Source organism: Pseudomonas sp. Irchel 3H9 (assembly GCF_900187495.1).
GTDB classification, from domain to species: Bacteria; Pseudomonadota; Gammaproteobacteria; order Pseudomonadales; family Pseudomonadaceae; genus Aquipseudomonas; species Aquipseudomonas sivasensis.
The window spans coordinates 112,657-126,828 of record NZ_FYDK01000008.1; the positions used below are offsets into that span (position 1 = coordinate 112,657).

Sequence of the window (14,172 nt, forward strand, 5' to 3'; positions counted from 1 at the left end):
AGACGCTGACCTTATCATGCCAGAGGGGCGCTTGCCTTCAGGCAGCCAGAAAGTAAGAAGCCTCCCAGCTATTAGACTGGAAGGCTTCGCGGCGGTAGCTGCCCTTGCCCTTGCCGGCGCGTTCCTGACGGCTGCGGAACAGTGGCTGGGCGATGATGGATTTGGCCTTGTTGGGGCCATGCTTGGATGGCTTTTTGCTCATGGTCGATGCTCTCCTAAGATGTGATGCAGCGGTGCAAATCATCTGCCGAAGTTGGACAGCTGTAAAGCCCGGCGGCGGGTAGGAGATTTCATTGCGTACGCGATAGGACGTGTGGGAGGGGGCTTGCCCTCGATGGTGGTGTTTCAGTCAATACATGTGTCGACTTCAGCGCCGCCATCGGGAGCAAGCCCCCTCCCACATTGGTTCTGTGGTGTTTGGAAACTAGGATTATTCGGCTGGAAGTGTCAGGCGCTGACCGGCCATCAACAACGACAAACGGCTGAGGCTCATCCACGGTGAACCCGCCGCCTGGCCCTTGATCTGTGCATCAATGCGCTGTGCCTCCAGCAACAGTTGTGCCCAGCGTTGCGCCGAGTGCCGTTGAAGGGCTTTGCTCATCAGGGGTTTACGCTTGTCCCACACCGGTGGCCGAGCCTGGCTGAAGCACTTGTCCAGCGGCGTGCCTTGGCTGTACTGCAGGGCAATATTGGCCAATACCCGAAGCTCTCGGGCCAGGGCCCAGAGAATCACAGGTGGCTCGACCCCTTCGCCACGCAGGCCTTCGAGCATGCGCAGGGCGTGGGCGGGTTCGCCGTTGAGGATTGCATCCACCAGCCCGAATACGTCAAAACGTGCACTGTCCGCCACGGCGCCTTGTACCGTTTCGACGGTAATCTGCCCGTCTTCGGCCATCAGCTTGAGCTTTTCGATCTCCTGAGCGGCGGCAAGCAAGTTGCCCTCGACCCGGGCGGCGATCAGCTCAACGGCGTCTTGCGTTGCGGCCAGCCCCGATTGTGACAGGCGCTGGCGAATCCACTGCGGCAGCTGATTGCTGTCCACCGGCCATATCTGGATGAACTGGGTCTGCGCCCCTTCCACCAGGGCCTTGCCCCACTTGGTCTTCTGCGCGCTGCCGTCGAGTTTGGGCAGGCTGATCAGCAAGACCGTATCTTCAGCGGGACGTGAGCAGTATTCCATCAGTGCCGCCGCGCCTTTATCACCAGGCTTGCCCGATGGCAGACGCAGCTCAAGCAGGCGTTTTTCGGCGAATAGCGACATGCTCGCGCCGGCTTGCAGCAGCGTGCCCCAGTCGAAACTGGCGTCGGCGCTGAATACCTGGCGTTCATCGAAGCCCTGCTGGCGTGCGGCGGTACGGATGGCGTCGGCGGCTTCCTGGCACAGCAGCGGGTCATCACCGCTGACGATGTAGACAGGCGCGAGGCCACCTTGCAGGTGTTTGGCGAGTTGGGCGGGGGCGAGTTTCATAGGCAGGTAGAGCGGGGCGCCTGGGGCGCCCCGTCTGGCTTACTCGACAGGTACTTCAACAGGCGATTGTTTCGGCGTGTTGTCTTCGTACTCTTTCGCAGCTTTCAGCGCATCGGCGTCAGCCTTGGCCTTGTTGTCTGCGGCTTGCTGCAAGGTTTCCAGCTTCTCCGGGGTCAGCATCGACAGGCGCAAGACTACGCGTTGCACCAGATCACGACGCATTTCCTTGCGGACCTGGATGATTTCGGCATCCGAGCCCACCAGGTTGTTGCCATCGTGGCTGACGATTTTCTGCACCTGGATGTTGTCACCCATCAATGGCAGGTGGTCGCGGCCCTGGATTTCAAAGCTGAGCACAGTGCTCAGTTCGATATCCGAGGCGCGCCCTGCGCTGGCGTAGCTCAGGTTGCGCTGGGTTTCTTTTTCGTTCGCCAGGAACAGCTTGTAGGTTGCGCCGGTGTAGACGTGTACCCCGTTGTTTTCCAGGACCTGGCGCAACTGGGTCACGGTTTCGCTGTAGGCGTCGCGCGCGCTGACATCCAGTTCCTTGATCGTCAGGTCATTGGTGCCGGTGCCGCGCAGCTGGAAGCCGCAAGCGCTCAGTAGCACGGCAAGGCCCATAACCAGCAGATTGCGTTTGATCATTTTGTTGCTCCCCTTGAAACCATGTGGGCCTTATCGAGGCCTTGAAGGCTTTGTTCGGCACAGGGCTCAAGCCCTGCGCCCGATGCGATTAGCTAGCGACGATATTGACCAGTTTGCCAGGCACCACGATCACTTTGCGGATCGTCAGGCCTTCGGTAAAGCGCAGCACGTTCTCGTTGACGCGTGCGGCCGCTTCGACTTCTTCACGGCTGGCACTGGCCGGCATGTCGATCTGGCCACGCAGCTTACCGTTGACCTGGATCACCAGTTGCAGCGTGTCCTGTACCAGGGCGCTGTCATCCTGCACCGGCCAGCGCGCATCGATGACTGCGTCGCTATGGCCCAGACGGCTCCACAGGTCGTGACTGATGTGCGGCGTAATCGGTGCCAGCAGCAGGGTGACCGTTTCCAGGCCTTCCTGTACCAGTGCGCGGTCCTGTTCGGTCGCTTGCGGGGCTTTTTCCAGCACGTTCATCAATGTCATCACCTGGGCGATGGCGGTGTTGAACTTGTGGTTTTGGCCTACATCCTGGCTGGCTTGCTTGATGGCCAGGTGGGTGCTGCGGCGAATAAGTTTCTGCTCGTCGCTCAGGGACGCCACGTCCAGCTTGGCCGGCAGGCCCTGGCTGACATGGGCGTGAGCCAGGCGCCAGACGCGCTTGAGGAAGCGGTGCGAGCCTTCGACGCCGGAGTCGGACCATTCGGCGCTCATGTCAGGTGGCGAGGCGAACATCATGAACAGACGGCAGGTGTCGGCACCGAACTGGTCGATCATCGACTGTGGATCGACGCCATTGTTCTTCGACTTTGCCATTTTCTCGGTACCGCCGATCTCCACCGGCAGGCCGTCGGCGATCAGCTTGGCGCTGATGACCTTGGCTTTGCTGTCGCGCTCAAGTTCGACGTCCGCCGGGTTTAACCAGGTGTAGGCGCCATTGGCTTCGCGGCGATAGTAGGTCTCGGCGATCACCATGCCTTGGGTCAGCAGGTTCTTGAACGGCTCGTTGGAGCTCACCAGGCCTTCGTCGCGCATCAGCTTATGGAAGAAACGCGCGTACAGCAGGTGAAGAATGGCGTGTTCGATGCCGCCAATGTACTGATCCACCGGCAACCAATGGTCAGCCGCGGATTTTTCCACCAGGCCACCCTCGTAGTGAGGCGAGGCGTAGCGGGCGTAGTACCACGAGGACTCCACGAAGGTGTCCATGGTGTCGGTTTCACGCTTGGCAGGCTGGCCGCATTTAGGGCAACTGCACTCGTAGAACTCAGGCATGCGTGCCAATGGCGAACCGGCGCCGTCCGGCACCACGTCTTCCGGGAGCACGACCGGCAGTTGGTCTTCCGGTACCGGCACGTCACCGCAGGTTTCGCAGTGGATAATCGGGATCGGGCAGCCCCAGTAGCGCTGGCGGCTGATGCCCCAGTCGCGCAGGCGGAACTGGGTGCGCGAGGCGCCGAGGTTCTTCTTGATCAGCGCGACTTCGATGGCGTCGAAGGCGCCGGCGAAGTCCAGACCGTCGAACTCTCCGGAATTGATCAGGGTGCCGTGCTCGCCGTAGGCGTCTTGCCATGGGGCCGGGTTGGTGTCGCCCGAACTGGTGCGCACCACCGACTTGATCGGCAGGTTGTATTTGGTGGCGAATTCGAAATCACGCTCGTCGTGGGCCGGTACAGCCATTACTGCGCCATCGCCGTAGTGCATCAACACGTAATTGGCGACCCAAACCGGCAACTTCTCGCCGGTCAGTGGGTGCTCGACGAACAGGCCGGTCGGCAGGCCTTTTTTCTCTTGGGTGGCGACGTCGGCTTCAGCCACGCTGCCGCCTTTGCATTCGGCGATGAACGCCTGCAGCTCGGGGTTGTTCTGTGCGGCCTGGGTGGCCAGCGGGTGCTCGGCGGCCACGGCGACGTAGGTCGCGCCCATCAGGGTGTCGGGACGGGTGGTGAAGACTTTGAGTGCGCCCGCTTCGCCGATGGAGTCGACGTTGTACGGGAACTGCACTTCCATGCCCTTGGACTTGCCGATCCAGTTGCGCTGCATGGTCTTGACCTGTTCAGGCCAGCCTGGCAAATCGTCGAGGCTCGACAAGAGTTCATCCGCGTAGGCGGTGATCTTGAAGTAGTACATCGGGATTTCGCGCTTTTCGATCAGCGCGCCGGAACGCCAGCCGCGCCCGTCGATCACCTGCTCGTTGGCCAGCACGGTCTGGTCGATCGGGTCCCAGTTCACGGTGCCGCTTTTTTTGTAGATCACGCCTTTTTCGAACAGACGAGTGAACAGCCATTGTTCCCAGCGGTAGTAATCCGGCTTGCAGGTGGTCACTTCGCGGGACCAGTCCACCGCCAGGCCCAGGCTGCGCAGCTGGGTCTTCATGTAGGCGATGTTTTCGTAGGTCCACTTGGCGGGAGCCACGTTGTTTTTCATCGCAGCGTTTTCCGCCGGCATGCCGAAGGCGTCCCAACCCATGGGTTGCAGGACGTTCTTGCCTTGCATGCGCTGGTAGCGGGAAATCACGTCGCCGATGGTGTAGTTACGCACGTGCCCCATGTGTAGCTTGCCGCTGGGGTAAGGGAACATCGATAGGCAATAGAAAGTCTCCTTGCCTGGCTGTTCACTGACTTCAAAGGACTTTTGCTCGTCCCAGAAGGTTTGGGCGGCATTTTCTATTTCACGGGGCTGATATTGTTCGTGCATGGCTACTTTTGAACTGGATAGGGGTGGCCTAATCCTCTTCGGTGCAACGTTCAGGTTGTTCGACACCAAAAAGCGGCGCGTCCGTGCCCAAACCCTGCGGGAAGTGGAGTTACAGGAAGCGCCGTAGCATACATGACCCCACTCTATCGAGGGAAACCCTGATTGCGTAGCCGAGGCCGTCTGTCGCGGCGCCGGGCAGGCGCAGCAACGAGGGCTACGCTGTTCAGTGGGGAGCAAGTCTTTCTTCAATGAGGTGAGGGGATGGTTGAATCGCAGCGAATCGCAACTAAACCGGACGTCTACGAGGGACTGATCGACCGATTGGGTCGTGCATTGGATGCAGCGAGGACAGCGGGCCGATTGCGTGATGAACGGCCTGTCGAGTTGGAACTGCGTGGATTGAGTCGCGCGGAGTTGGAACTGATCAAGGCTTACCTGGAACGCAACAAGCGCAGTGCGCCCCCTTGGGTGGCAACCCCGCCAGCCCAAGAGCCTACGCACTCTGCCAAGGTGGTGTGGCTCAAGGACTTGCCGGCCGGTCGTGGCCCGGAAACATTCCGGTCCGCCCGCTACAAGTAGTTGACCCCCGCTGAACAACACCATTGCGCTATTTCACTGTAGAGATTGTCGCTAAACCCCGTTACACCTTAGGCTTCGGGCATCTTTGGAGATGCCCGATGCCTATTCGTTATTTCATTAAACAACTGCTCCTGCCGCCCGGCATTCTCTTGCTGCTGCTGGCCCTTGCCTGGTGGTTTAGACGCACTCGCCCACGTTTGGCCGGCTGCTGCTTTGCCCTGGGGTTTGGCGGCATGTGGTTGATCAGCTTGCCGGTGGCCGTGGAGTGGGGCGCGCGGGCCCTGGAGACCGAGCCTCCGTTGGCGCGTGAAGACTGGTCGACCCTGGCCCAGCGCGCCGACGCCATTGTGGTGCTGGGCTCGGGACGTGAGCGCGGCGACCCGGCATGGGGTTCTGATCAGCCTACCGGTATTGGCCTGGAGCGCCAGCGGTATGCCGCCCGACTGGCCAAGGCGTCCGGCCTGCCGGTGCTTACCACCGGGGGATTGCACTACGGCACGCCGCCCAGCGAAGCTGAGCTGATGGCGGTGTCGATGCAGGACGATTTCGGCGTTACGGTGCGCTGGAAGGAAGAGCGCAGCCGTACCACCTGGGAAAACGCACAGATGAGTGCCGAGATTCTATTGCCCGAGGGCATCAAGCGTGTGGTGGTCGTGACCCAGGCCTGGCACATGCCGCGTTCGGTGTGGAGTTTTGAAAAGGCCGGCTTCACCGTAGTGCCGGCGCCGGTGGGGTTTCTAGGCGTGGACAATGCACGGCCGCTGGGTGGATGGATGCCCGAGTTCAAGTCGGTGTGGCAGAGCGGGCAGTTGATCAACGAGGCGGTAGGGCAGGTGGGGTATCGGTTGTTCTATCGATAACCCTGCTGATTAAAATGCAGATCAAGATGTAGGAGGGGGCAAGTCCTCTCCCACATTTTGATTCGCGTTGGCTGTTAGACGGTTTTTGACATCCGGCCTGCCAGCAGCGCCCAACCAAACAACCCCAGGCACACGATGATCAGCGGCCACGAGCGCCATTGCAGGTATGGCGTCAGGTTATGCATCGGCACCACTTCGCCATAGAGGATTCCGCGCTCGAATTGCGGGATCTGCGCAGTGATCTGGCCAAACGGGTTGATCAACCCAGTCACGCCATTATTGGTCGCACGGATCATCCAGCGCCCAGCCTCCAACGCACGCATCTGCGCCATTTGCAGGTGCTGCAGCGGGCCGATGGAGCGGCCGAACCAGGTGTCATTGCTGATGGTCAGCAGCAGGTCGCTCTGGGCCGACAGTCCGGCGGCGAATTCCGGGTAGACCACTTCGTAGCAAATGAAAGGCGCGATCTGATAGCCCTTCGCCTGCAACATCGCCTGGTCGGCGGGGCCGCGGGCGAAGTCCGACATCGGCAGGTCGAAGAAGGCAATCAGTCCGCGCAGCATGTCCTGCAGCGGCACGTATTCGCCAAACGGCACGAGCTTCTGCTTCAGGTAAGTGCCGTCGCCTTCGCCTACCACGGTGATGCCATTGAAGTAGCGCTTCTGGTGGTGCACTTCCTGGCGTATTGGCACGCCGGTGATCAGCGCGGTGTGTCGGTCGGCGGCAAACTTGCCCATCATCCCCAGGTAGCCCTCGACGGACTCCTTGAGCACCGGCACCGCCGTTTCCGGCCACACCAGCAGGTCGACAGGCTTGGAGCTGAAACTCATGTCGCGGTACAGCGCGAGCTGCGCATTGAGCTGCTCGGGGTCCCACTTCATGCTTTGTTCGACGTTGCCCTGGATGGCCGCTACGGTCAGCGGAGCGCCGGACGGGGACGTCCAAGCGTGATGCTTGAGCGCCAGGCCGATGGCCCAGGGGGCGACCAGCAACACCAGACCTGCGCCGATAAACCCATTGCGTTTACTGGCCAGCAGGCGCGGCAGGTTGCACAGCAGGGCCGCCGTCAGTGCCAGGGCAAAGGAAATCAGCCACATGCCACCCACTGGCGCCAGGCCGGTGAGGGGGCCGTCGAGCTGGCTATAACCGGAGTACAGCCACGGGAATCCGGTGAGGAACCAGCCGCGAAAGGCTTCCTGGCCGACCCACAATGCGGCAAACGTCAGCGCATCTGCCAACGGTGCTTCATTGCGACGCAACCAGCGCGCCCACAGCCAGGCAGGCAGGGCGAAGAACCAGGCAATGGCGGCGGTGAACAACAGCATCAGGAACCCCGCCAGCAGCACCGAAGCGCCGCCGAAGTGGTGGATGCTGTAGTAAATCCAGCTGGTGCCAGCACCAAACAGGCCGAAACCGAAACACCAGCCACGGCCCAGGGCCTGACGGGGTGTCAGCTGTCGCAGGCCGACATAGAACACTCCGACCGCGATCAGTGCAAACGGCCACAGATCGAACGGCGCCAGCGCCAGGGTAGTGATGGCGCCGGCCACCACGGCCAGCAAGTTACCGGGCCAGCCGGGTGCGATCATGCGGCGCATTTCAGTCCTTAACGGGCAATAGGGGTCAAGCGGATCAAGTGGATACGACGGCTATCGGCATTCAGGATGCGGAAGCGATACGCGCCGATCTCGGTGGTTTCGTTACGCTTGGGCAGATGCCCGAACGCACTCATTACCAGGCCGCCAACGGTGTCGAACTCGTCGTCGGAGAATTCGCTGTCGAAAAACTCGTTGAAGTTCTCGATCGGCGTCAGCGCCTTGACCAGGAAGTCACCGCTCGGCAGCGGCTTGATGTAGCTGTCTTCTTCGACGTCGTGCTCATCTTCGATGTCGCCGACGATCTGTTCCAGCACGTCTTCGATGGTCACGAGGCCGGCCACGCCGCCGTATTCGTCGATCACAATGGCCATGTGATTGTGGTTGGCGCGGAATTCGCGCAGCAGCACATTCAGGCGCTTGGATTCGGGTACGAAGGTGGCGGGACGCAGCAGGTCCTTGATGTTGAAGCTGTCGCCGTTCTCCTTGAGGATCAGCGGCAGCAAGTCCTTGGCCAGCAGGACGCCCATGACGTCGTCATGGCTTTCACCGATCACCGGGTAGCGCGAGTGCGCGGAGTCGATCACGGCCGGGAGGAATTCCCGCGGGGTCTGGGTCGCCTTGATGCTGATCATCTGCGAGCGCGGGACCATGATGTCCCGTACTTGCAGGTCAGCGACCTGGATGGCGCCTTCGACGATGGCCAGCGCTTCGCTGTCCAGCAACTTGTTCTGGTGGGCCTCGCGCAGCAGCTCCAGCAGCTCCTGGCGGTTTTTCGGCTCGTGGGCAAAAGCCTGGGTCAGTTTACCCAGCCATGACTTTTGCCCGTTGCTCGATCGGTCTTCGCTCATAGCGATTACTCTAAATCCTTTGTTGTGTCAGTTATGTTTCGTCGTCTGCATACGGATCAGGGTGACCCAGTTCGGCAAGCAACGTTTGTTCCAGTGTTTCCATTTCCTCGGCTTCGTCATCGTCTATATGGTCGTAACCCAAGAGATGCAAGCAGCCGTGGATGACTAGATGAGCCCAATGGGCTTCCAGCGTCTTGCCTTGTTCCTTCGCCTCGCGCTCCACCACTTCGACGCAGATCACCAGATCGCCCAGCAACGGGATATCCAGCAGCTCATCGGGTACGTCGGCGGGGAACGACAGCACGTTGGTCGCGTAGTCTTTCTGGCGCCAGGTGTGGTTCAACTCGCGGCCTTCGGGCTCGTCCACCAGACGGATGGTCAATTCCGAGTCGGCAGTGCGCTGGCGCAGGGCCAGTGCGCACCATTGGCGGAATTGTTCTTCGCTGGGGGCGGGCGCCTCGGTGGCCAGTTGCAGGTCAAGCTCAAGCATCGCGGCGAACGTCCTTTGACAGTCCGTCGTCGCGGTGTTCGAAGCGCTCGTAGGCTTCGACGATGCGTTGCACCAGCGGGTGGCGCACTACGTCCTTGGGTGAGAAATGCGTGAAACTGATACCCGGCACGTCCTTGAGCACTTCAATCACATGGCTCAAGCCCGACTTGGTGCCCTTGGGCAGGTCAACCTGGGTAATGTCGCCGGTGATGATGGCCGTCGAGCCGAACCCGATGCGGGTCAGGAACATCTTCATCTGCTCGACCGTAGTGTTCTGGCTTTCGTCGAGGATGATGAAACTGTTGCTCAAGGTGCGGCCGCGCATGTAGGCCAGCGGGGCGATTTCAATCACCTGGCGTTCGATCAGCTTGGCCACGTATTCAAAGCCAAGCATCTCGTACAGCGCGTCGTAGAGTGGACGCAGGTACGGGTCGATCTTCTGTGCGAGGTCGCCGGGCAGGAAACCGAGCTTTTCGCCCGCTTCGACCGCCGGGCGCACCAGCAAGATGCGGCGCACCTGCTCGCGCTCAAGGGCATCCACTGCACAGGCCACGGCGAGGTAGGTCTTGCCGGTACCGGCGGGGCCGATGCCGAAATTGATATCGTTGCCGAGGATTGCCTTGACGTACTTCTGCTGATTCAAGCCCTTTGGGCGAATCATGCCTTTCTTGGTACGCAGTGCCACGCTGGCTTCAGCGACGGGGTTGTTGGCCAAGTCTTCCACAGCCGACTCCTGCAAATACAGGTGCACGGTTTCTGGCGACAGCTCGCTACCCTTGGTTTCGCGGTAGAGACGGCGCAGCAGATTTTCTGCAGATTTAGTGGGCTGGGCTTCACCAATAAGCTCGAACTGATTGCCGCGATTGCGGATCTCGATGCCCAGGCGTTGTTCGATCAGGCGCAGGTGCTCGTCGAACTGTCCGCACAGATTGGCGAAACGGCGAGCCTCAAAGGGCTCAAGGATAAAACGATGGGGTTCTACTGTGGGTGCGTTCAAGGTCGCTTTTAGCCGCCCTTTGGCTGTTTAGGTGAAAGAGAGGATAACGCCAGTGACGCGGGTACGAAAGCACTTACGTCATTGGAATGTTGCACGGCTCCTATGTGGGAAGGGGCAAGCCCCCCTCCCAAATTTATTGCACCAGAGAGCCGCGCAGCGAGTGTGGTTGCGCCGCATCGATGTGCACATCGGCAAATTGGCCGATCAGGGTTGGATTGTCGCAACGGAAGTTGACGATCCGATTGTTCTCGGTGCGGCCCTGCAATTCGCCGGGATCTTTCTTCGAGTAGTCGGTGACCAGGATGCGCTGGACTGAACCGACCATTTGTCGGCTGATCTCGAAGCCCTGCTGGTTAAGTCGGTGTTGTAGCGCGTTCAAGCGCTCTTTTTTCAGCGCTTCCGGGGTTTCGTCCACCAGATCGGCGGCGGGTGTGCCGGGGCGTTGGCTGTAGACGAACGAATAGGAGAAGTCGAAACCGACGTCTTCAATCAGCTTCATGGTCTGCTGGAAGTCTTTTTCGGTCTCGCCTGGGAAGCCGACGATAAAGTCTGAGCTGATGCAGATGCCCGGCACTGCTGCACGCAATTTGCGCAATTTGGATTTGTATTCCAGGGCGGTGTGGTTGCGCTTCATTGCCGACAAGATGCGATCCGAACCCGACTGCACCGGCAAGTGCAGGTGTTTAACCAGCTCAGGCACGTCGGCGTGGGCCTGGATCAGGCTGTCGGAGAACTCCAGCGGGTGCGAAGTGGTGTAACGGATGCGCTCGATACCGTCCACTGCTGCCACTACGCGGATCAACTCTGCCAAATCCGCCAGGCGACCGTCCTCGGTCAAGCCGCGATAGCCGTTGACGTTCTGGCCCAACAGGGTCACTTCGCGCACGCCGTTTTCGGCCAGGTGGATGATCTCTGCCAGCACGTCGTCAAAGGGCCGGCTGACCTCTTCGCCACGGGTGTAGGGCACCACGCAGAAGGTGCAGTACTTGCTGCAGCCTTCCATCACCGATACATAGGCGCTTGGCCCGTCGATACGCGGCTCAGGTAAATGGTCGAATTTTTCGATTTCCGGGAACGAGACGTCTACCTGAGGCAGCTTGGTGATACGGGCCGCGTCGATCATTTCCGGCAAGCGGTGCAGGGTTTGCGGGCCGAAGACCACGTCGACATAGGGTGCGCGGTCGCGGATCGCGGCGCCTTCCTGGCTGGCCACGCAACCGCCGACGGCGATCACCATCTCTGGATTGGCCAGTTTCAATTCACGCCAGCGGCCCAACTGCGAGTACACACGGTCCTGGGCACGCTCGCGGATCGAGCAGGTATTGAGCAGGATCACGTCGGCATCTTCGGCGCGGGCGGTGACTTCCAGGGCCTGGTGTTCGCCCAGCAGATCGACCATGCGCGAGCTGTCGTACTCGTTCATCTGGCAACCGTGGGTTTCGATATAAAGCTTCTTGGCCATGGGAATCGTCAACTGGTGGTAAAGAACCGCGCATTATAGGGGGCATGCCCATTGGTTCCTAGCGTTGTGCATCGGGTGCCATGCTATAGTTCGCGCCCTCTTTTATATCCCCGATGTGTTATCCGCCCACCATGACCAAACGCGAAGCTCCAATCTACAAGGTGATTTTCCTCAACCAGGGCCAGGTGTTCGAAATGTACGCCAAGCAGATCTATCAAAGTGATCTGTGGGGCTTCCTGGAAGTGGAAGAGTTCGTCTTTGGCGAGCGCACCCAATTGGTCGTCGACCCGGGCGAAGAAAAGCTCAAGGCGCAGTTCGAAGGCGTGGTGCGCAGTTTTGTGCCGATGCATTCAATTGTGCGTATCGATGAAGTCGAGCGGCTGGGCACGCCGAAGATCAGCGAGGCACGGGGCGTGAGCAATGTCATGCCGTTTCCGATGCCAATGCCTGAGAAGTAAGACGGCTGTCAGGGCAGGGGTGAGAAGGGCGAACGCCCATCGGCACTCTGCAGTTCCTGCAGGTAGTTGCGGAAAATCTGGCCCAAGACCTGGGTGGCCACTTCCAGTTCATCGCGCTGCATGTGCTCGGCGACTTCGTCGGCCGTGTCCAGCGCGTCTTCGGCGCCGTTGACGGCGGCCATTTTCAGCACGATATACGCCTGAACGTTATTGGCCGGCACGCCTTCGCCTTTGAAGAACATGGTGCCTAGCTGGAATTGTGCCTGCGCGTGGCCCTGCAACGAGGCTTTCTCGAAGTAGCTCAAGGCTTTGTTGAGGTCGAGGGCGGGATTTTTGCTGTCGTGGTAGTACTCGCCCAACTCATATTGCGCCTGCGCATCACCTTCGTCGGCCTGTTTCTGGCACGCGCTCAGGGATTCGGCCTGGCTGTCTGGCTGGGTATTGAGGGTGCAACGACCCATCGCTGGGATTAACAACGAGTTGCCGCCTGCTTGGGCATTTGCCAGCAGCGGCTGAAGGAGCAACAGGCAGCCCAGTACCAGGGTGCGGCCGGTGCGTTTCATGGGAATCGACTTACCTCTGACGGGGCGCGCGGACCCTCACGGGATCCAATAAGCGCGCATTATGAAATAAGCAGGCCTCTGCTTACAAAGTCTTTACTCGTTTTTCTGCTGCTTGGGCAAGTTATCTGCCGGATTGCAGGTGAATTCTCGAAAAAATAAGGAAATCTCTGTAAGCAAAGTAGCAAATCTGGCGCCACCCACAGCGACGCCAGATGTTGCGACCGTTTATTTCAGGGCTGCGAATGCGCGTTCGGCGGCGTCCAGGGTCAGTTGCAACTCGGTTTCGCCATGGGCAATCGATGTGAAGCCCGCTTCAAAGGCACTCGGCGCCAGGTACACGCCGCCTTCCAGCATCAGGTGGAAGAAGCGTTTGAACAGGTCGGCGTCGCTGCTCATCACGTCATCAAAGGTGACGATATCGTCCGCACCGCTGAAGTACAGGCCGAACATACCCCCCGCCTGCGTGGTGACAAACGGGATGCCGGCCGCATCGGCGCGCTGTTGCAGGCCGTCCAGCAGGCGAGTGGTGTAGTCGGTCAGTTCAGCGTGAAAGCCCGGGCGGCTGATCAAACGCAGCGTGGTCAGGCCGGCAGCCATAGCCAGCGGGTTACCCGACAGCGTGCCTGCCTGGTAGACTGGACCCAGTGGCGCGATGTGCTGCATGATTTCGCGTTTGCCGCCGAAGCAGCCTACCGGCATGCCGCCGCCGATGATCTTGCCGAAGGTGCTCAGGTCAGGCGTGACGCCATAGTGCGCCTGGGCACCACCAAGGGCGACGCGGAAGCCGGTCATCACTTCATCGAAAATCAATACCACGCCATGCTTGTCGCACTGCTCGCGCAGGCCTTCGAGGAAACCCGGTGCAGGTGGTACGCAGTTCATGTTGCCGGCCACCGGCTCAACAATGATGCACGCCACGTCTTGGCCGACTTCGTTGAGCATCTGCTCGACGGCGGCTATGTCGTTGAACGGCAGCGTCAGAGTGTGCTTTGCAAATGCCGCTGGCACACCGGCCGAGCTGGGCACGCCTTGGGTCAAAAGGCCGGAGCCGGCTTTTACCAGCAGGCTGTCGGAGTGGCCGTGGTAGCAGCCTTCGAACTTGATGATGCTGTCGCGGCCGGTGAAACCACGGGCCAGACGAATCGCGCTCATGGTGGCTTCGGTGCCGGAGCTGACCATGCGCACCATTTCCATTGACGGCACGATTGAGCACACCAGGTCAGCCATCTCGGTTTCCATGGCGGTAGGGGCGCCGTAGGACAAGCCGTGCTCCAGCTGTTTACGCACTGCATCCAGCACGTCCGGGTGGCTGTGGCCCAGGATCATCGGGCCCCAGGACCCGACGTAATCTACATAGCGTTTATCATCTTCGTCGGTGACGTAGGCACCTTCGGCATGCTTGAAGAACAACGGCGTGCCGCCCACGCTCTTGAACGCACGCACGGGGGAGTTCACACCGCCGGGGATGTGTTTCTGGGCATTGGCAAACAGGGTTTCGGAACGAGACAT

Annotated in this window: 14 protein-coding genes; 3 read left to right on the forward strand and 11 right to left on the reverse strand. The window is 60.2% G+C overall.

The window, feature by feature from the left end:
• Positions 1-37: 37 nt before the first annotated feature.
• The 4 genes from arfA to leuS form a co-directional block, all read right to left on the reverse strand.
• Positions 38-202 carry an alternative ribosome rescue factor ArfA gene (gene arfA, locus CKW32_RS24500; RefSeq protein ID WP_003176285.1) on the reverse strand — a complete coding sequence of 55 codons (165 nt, stop codon included), beginning with the start codon at positions 200-202 and terminating at the stop codon, positions 38-40.
• 228 nt (positions 203-430) lie between these two features.
• Positions 431-1,468: a DNA polymerase III subunit delta gene (gene holA, locus CKW32_RS24505; protein ID WP_005791737.1), complete on the reverse strand. Its 1,038-nt coding sequence runs from the start codon at positions 1,466-1,468 to the stop codon at positions 431-433.
• A gap of 39 nt (positions 1,469-1,507) precedes the next feature.
• Positions 1,508-2,113, reverse strand: coding sequence for an LPS assembly lipoprotein LptE (gene lptE, locus CKW32_RS24510; protein WP_032884603.1), 606 nt, complete (start codon positions 2,111-2,113; stop codon positions 1,508-1,510).
• 88 nt (positions 2,114-2,201) lie between these two features.
• A complete protein-coding gene (leuS, locus tag CKW32_RS24515) occupies positions 2,202-4,808 on the reverse strand; it encodes a leucine--tRNA ligase (RefSeq protein ID WP_095186208.1) in 2,607 nt (868 codons plus the stop codon).
• 261 nt (positions 4,809-5,069) lie between these two features.
• On the opposite strand from leuS, the gene CKW32_RS24520 reads away from it, so the two are divergent.
• Both CKW32_RS24520 and CKW32_RS24525 read left to right on the forward strand, forming a co-directional pair.
• Positions 5,070-5,387: a hypothetical protein gene (locus CKW32_RS24520; protein ID WP_095186209.1), complete on the forward strand. Its 318-nt coding sequence runs from the start codon at positions 5,070-5,072 to the stop codon at positions 5,385-5,387.
• 98 nt (positions 5,388-5,485) lie between these two features.
• Complete coding sequence (locus CKW32_RS24525) at positions 5,486-6,247, forward strand: YdcF family protein (RefSeq protein WP_095186210.1); 762 nt, start codon at positions 5,486-5,488, stop codon at positions 6,245-6,247.
• A 74-nt stretch (positions 6,248-6,321) separates the two neighbouring features.
• On the opposite strand, the gene lnt is transcribed toward CKW32_RS24525, so the two are convergent.
• The 5 genes from lnt to miaB form a co-directional block, all read right to left on the reverse strand.
• Entirely contained in the window at positions 6,322-7,845 is a 1,524-nt protein-coding gene (gene lnt / locus CKW32_RS24530) for an apolipoprotein N-acyltransferase (protein ID WP_095186211.1), read from the reverse strand.
• Between the two features lie 8 nt (positions 7,846-7,853).
• Complete coding sequence (locus CKW32_RS24535; RefSeq protein ID WP_005791724.1) at positions 7,854-8,693, reverse strand: HlyC/CorC family transporter; 840 nt, start codon at positions 8,691-8,693, stop codon at positions 7,854-7,856.
• A gap of 31 nt (positions 8,694-8,724) precedes the next feature.
• Positions 8,725-9,183 carry an rRNA maturation RNase YbeY gene (ybeY, locus tag CKW32_RS24540; RefSeq protein ID WP_032884608.1) on the reverse strand — a complete coding sequence of 153 codons (459 nt, stop codon included), beginning with the start codon at positions 9,181-9,183 and terminating at the stop codon, positions 8,725-8,727.
• The gene (locus CKW32_RS24545; RefSeq protein ID WP_032884609.1) at positions 9,176-10,180 is read right to left on the reverse strand and encodes a PhoH family protein; all 1,005 of its coding nucleotides are present in this window, start codon (positions 10,178-10,180) and stop codon (positions 9,176-9,178) included. Before CKW32_RS24545 ends, ybeY begins: the two co-directional genes overlap by 8 nt.
• Positions 10,181-10,313: 133 nt before the next feature.
• A complete protein-coding gene (gene miaB / locus CKW32_RS24550) occupies positions 10,314-11,642 on the reverse strand; it encodes a tRNA (N6-isopentenyl adenosine(37)-C2)-methylthiotransferase MiaB (protein ID WP_032884610.1) in 1,329 nt (442 codons plus the stop codon).
• Positions 11,643-11,773: 131 nt separating this feature from the next.
• On the opposite strand from miaB, the gene CKW32_RS24555 reads away from it, so the two are divergent.
• Positions 11,774-12,100 (forward strand): DUF1820 family protein, encoded by a 327-nt coding sequence (locus CKW32_RS24555; protein ID WP_003236992.1) that lies wholly within the window; start codon positions 11,774-11,776, stop codon positions 12,098-12,100.
• A gap of 8 nt (positions 12,101-12,108) precedes the next feature.
• Here CKW32_RS24555 and CKW32_RS24560 read toward each other — a convergent pair whose 3' ends face one another.
• The gene (locus tag CKW32_RS24560) at positions 12,109-12,663 is read right to left on the reverse strand and encodes a tetratricopeptide repeat protein (protein WP_032884611.1); all 555 of its coding nucleotides are present in this window, start codon (positions 12,661-12,663) and stop codon (positions 12,109-12,111) included.
• Positions 12,664-12,888: 225 nt separating this feature from the next.
• Positions 12,889-14,172, reverse strand: coding sequence for a glutamate-1-semialdehyde 2,1-aminomutase (hemL, locus tag CKW32_RS24565; protein WP_095186212.1), 1,284 nt, complete (start codon positions 14,170-14,172; stop codon positions 12,889-12,891).

Bases quoted from the DNA above. Each gene is read 5' to 3' on its own strand.
- leuS (WP_095186208.1), bottom strand. From the start codon at position 4,808: ATGCACGAACAATATCAGCCCCGTGAAATAGAAAATGCCGCCCAAACC.
- CKW32_RS24535 (WP_005791724.1), bottom strand. From the start codon at position 8,693: ATGAGCGAAGACCGATCGAGCAACGGGCAAAAGTCATGGCTGGGTAAA.
- CKW32_RS24520 (WP_095186209.1), top strand. From the start codon at position 5,070: ATGGTTGAATCGCAGCGAATCGCAACTAAACCGGACGTCTACGAGGGA.
- hemL (WP_095186212.1), bottom strand. From the start codon at position 14,172: ATGTCTCGTTCCGAAACCCTGTTTGCCAATGCCCAGAAACACATCCCC.
- CKW32_RS24560 (WP_032884611.1), bottom strand. From the start codon at position 12,663: ATGAAACGCACCGGCCGCACCCTGGTACTGGGCTGCCTGTTGCTCCTT.
- CKW32_RS24525 (WP_095186210.1), top strand. From the start codon at position 5,486: ATGCCTATTCGTTATTTCATTAAACAACTGCTCCTGCCGCCCGGCATT.
- holA (WP_005791737.1), bottom strand. From the start codon at position 1,468: ATGAAACTCGCCCCCGCCCAACTCGCCAAACACCTGCAAGGTGGCCTC.
- miaB (WP_032884610.1), bottom strand. From the start codon at position 11,642: ATGGCCAAGAAGCTTTATATCGAAACCCACGGTTGCCAGATGAACGAG.
- lnt (WP_095186211.1), bottom strand. From the start codon at position 7,845: ATGCGCCGCATGATCGCACCCGGCTGGCCCGGTAACTTGCTGGCCGTG.
- ybeY (WP_032884608.1), bottom strand. From the start codon at position 9,183: ATGCTTGAGCTTGACCTGCAACTGGCCACCGAGGCGCCCGCCCCCAGC.
- CKW32_RS24555 (WP_003236992.1), top strand. From the start codon at position 11,774: ATGACCAAACGCGAAGCTCCAATCTACAAGGTGATTTTCCTCAACCAG.
- lptE (WP_032884603.1), bottom strand. From the start codon at position 2,113: ATGATCAAACGCAATCTGCTGGTTATGGGCCTTGCCGTGCTACTGAGC.
- arfA (WP_003176285.1), bottom strand. From the start codon at position 202: ATGAGCAAAAAGCCATCCAAGCATGGCCCCAACAAGGCCAAATCCATC.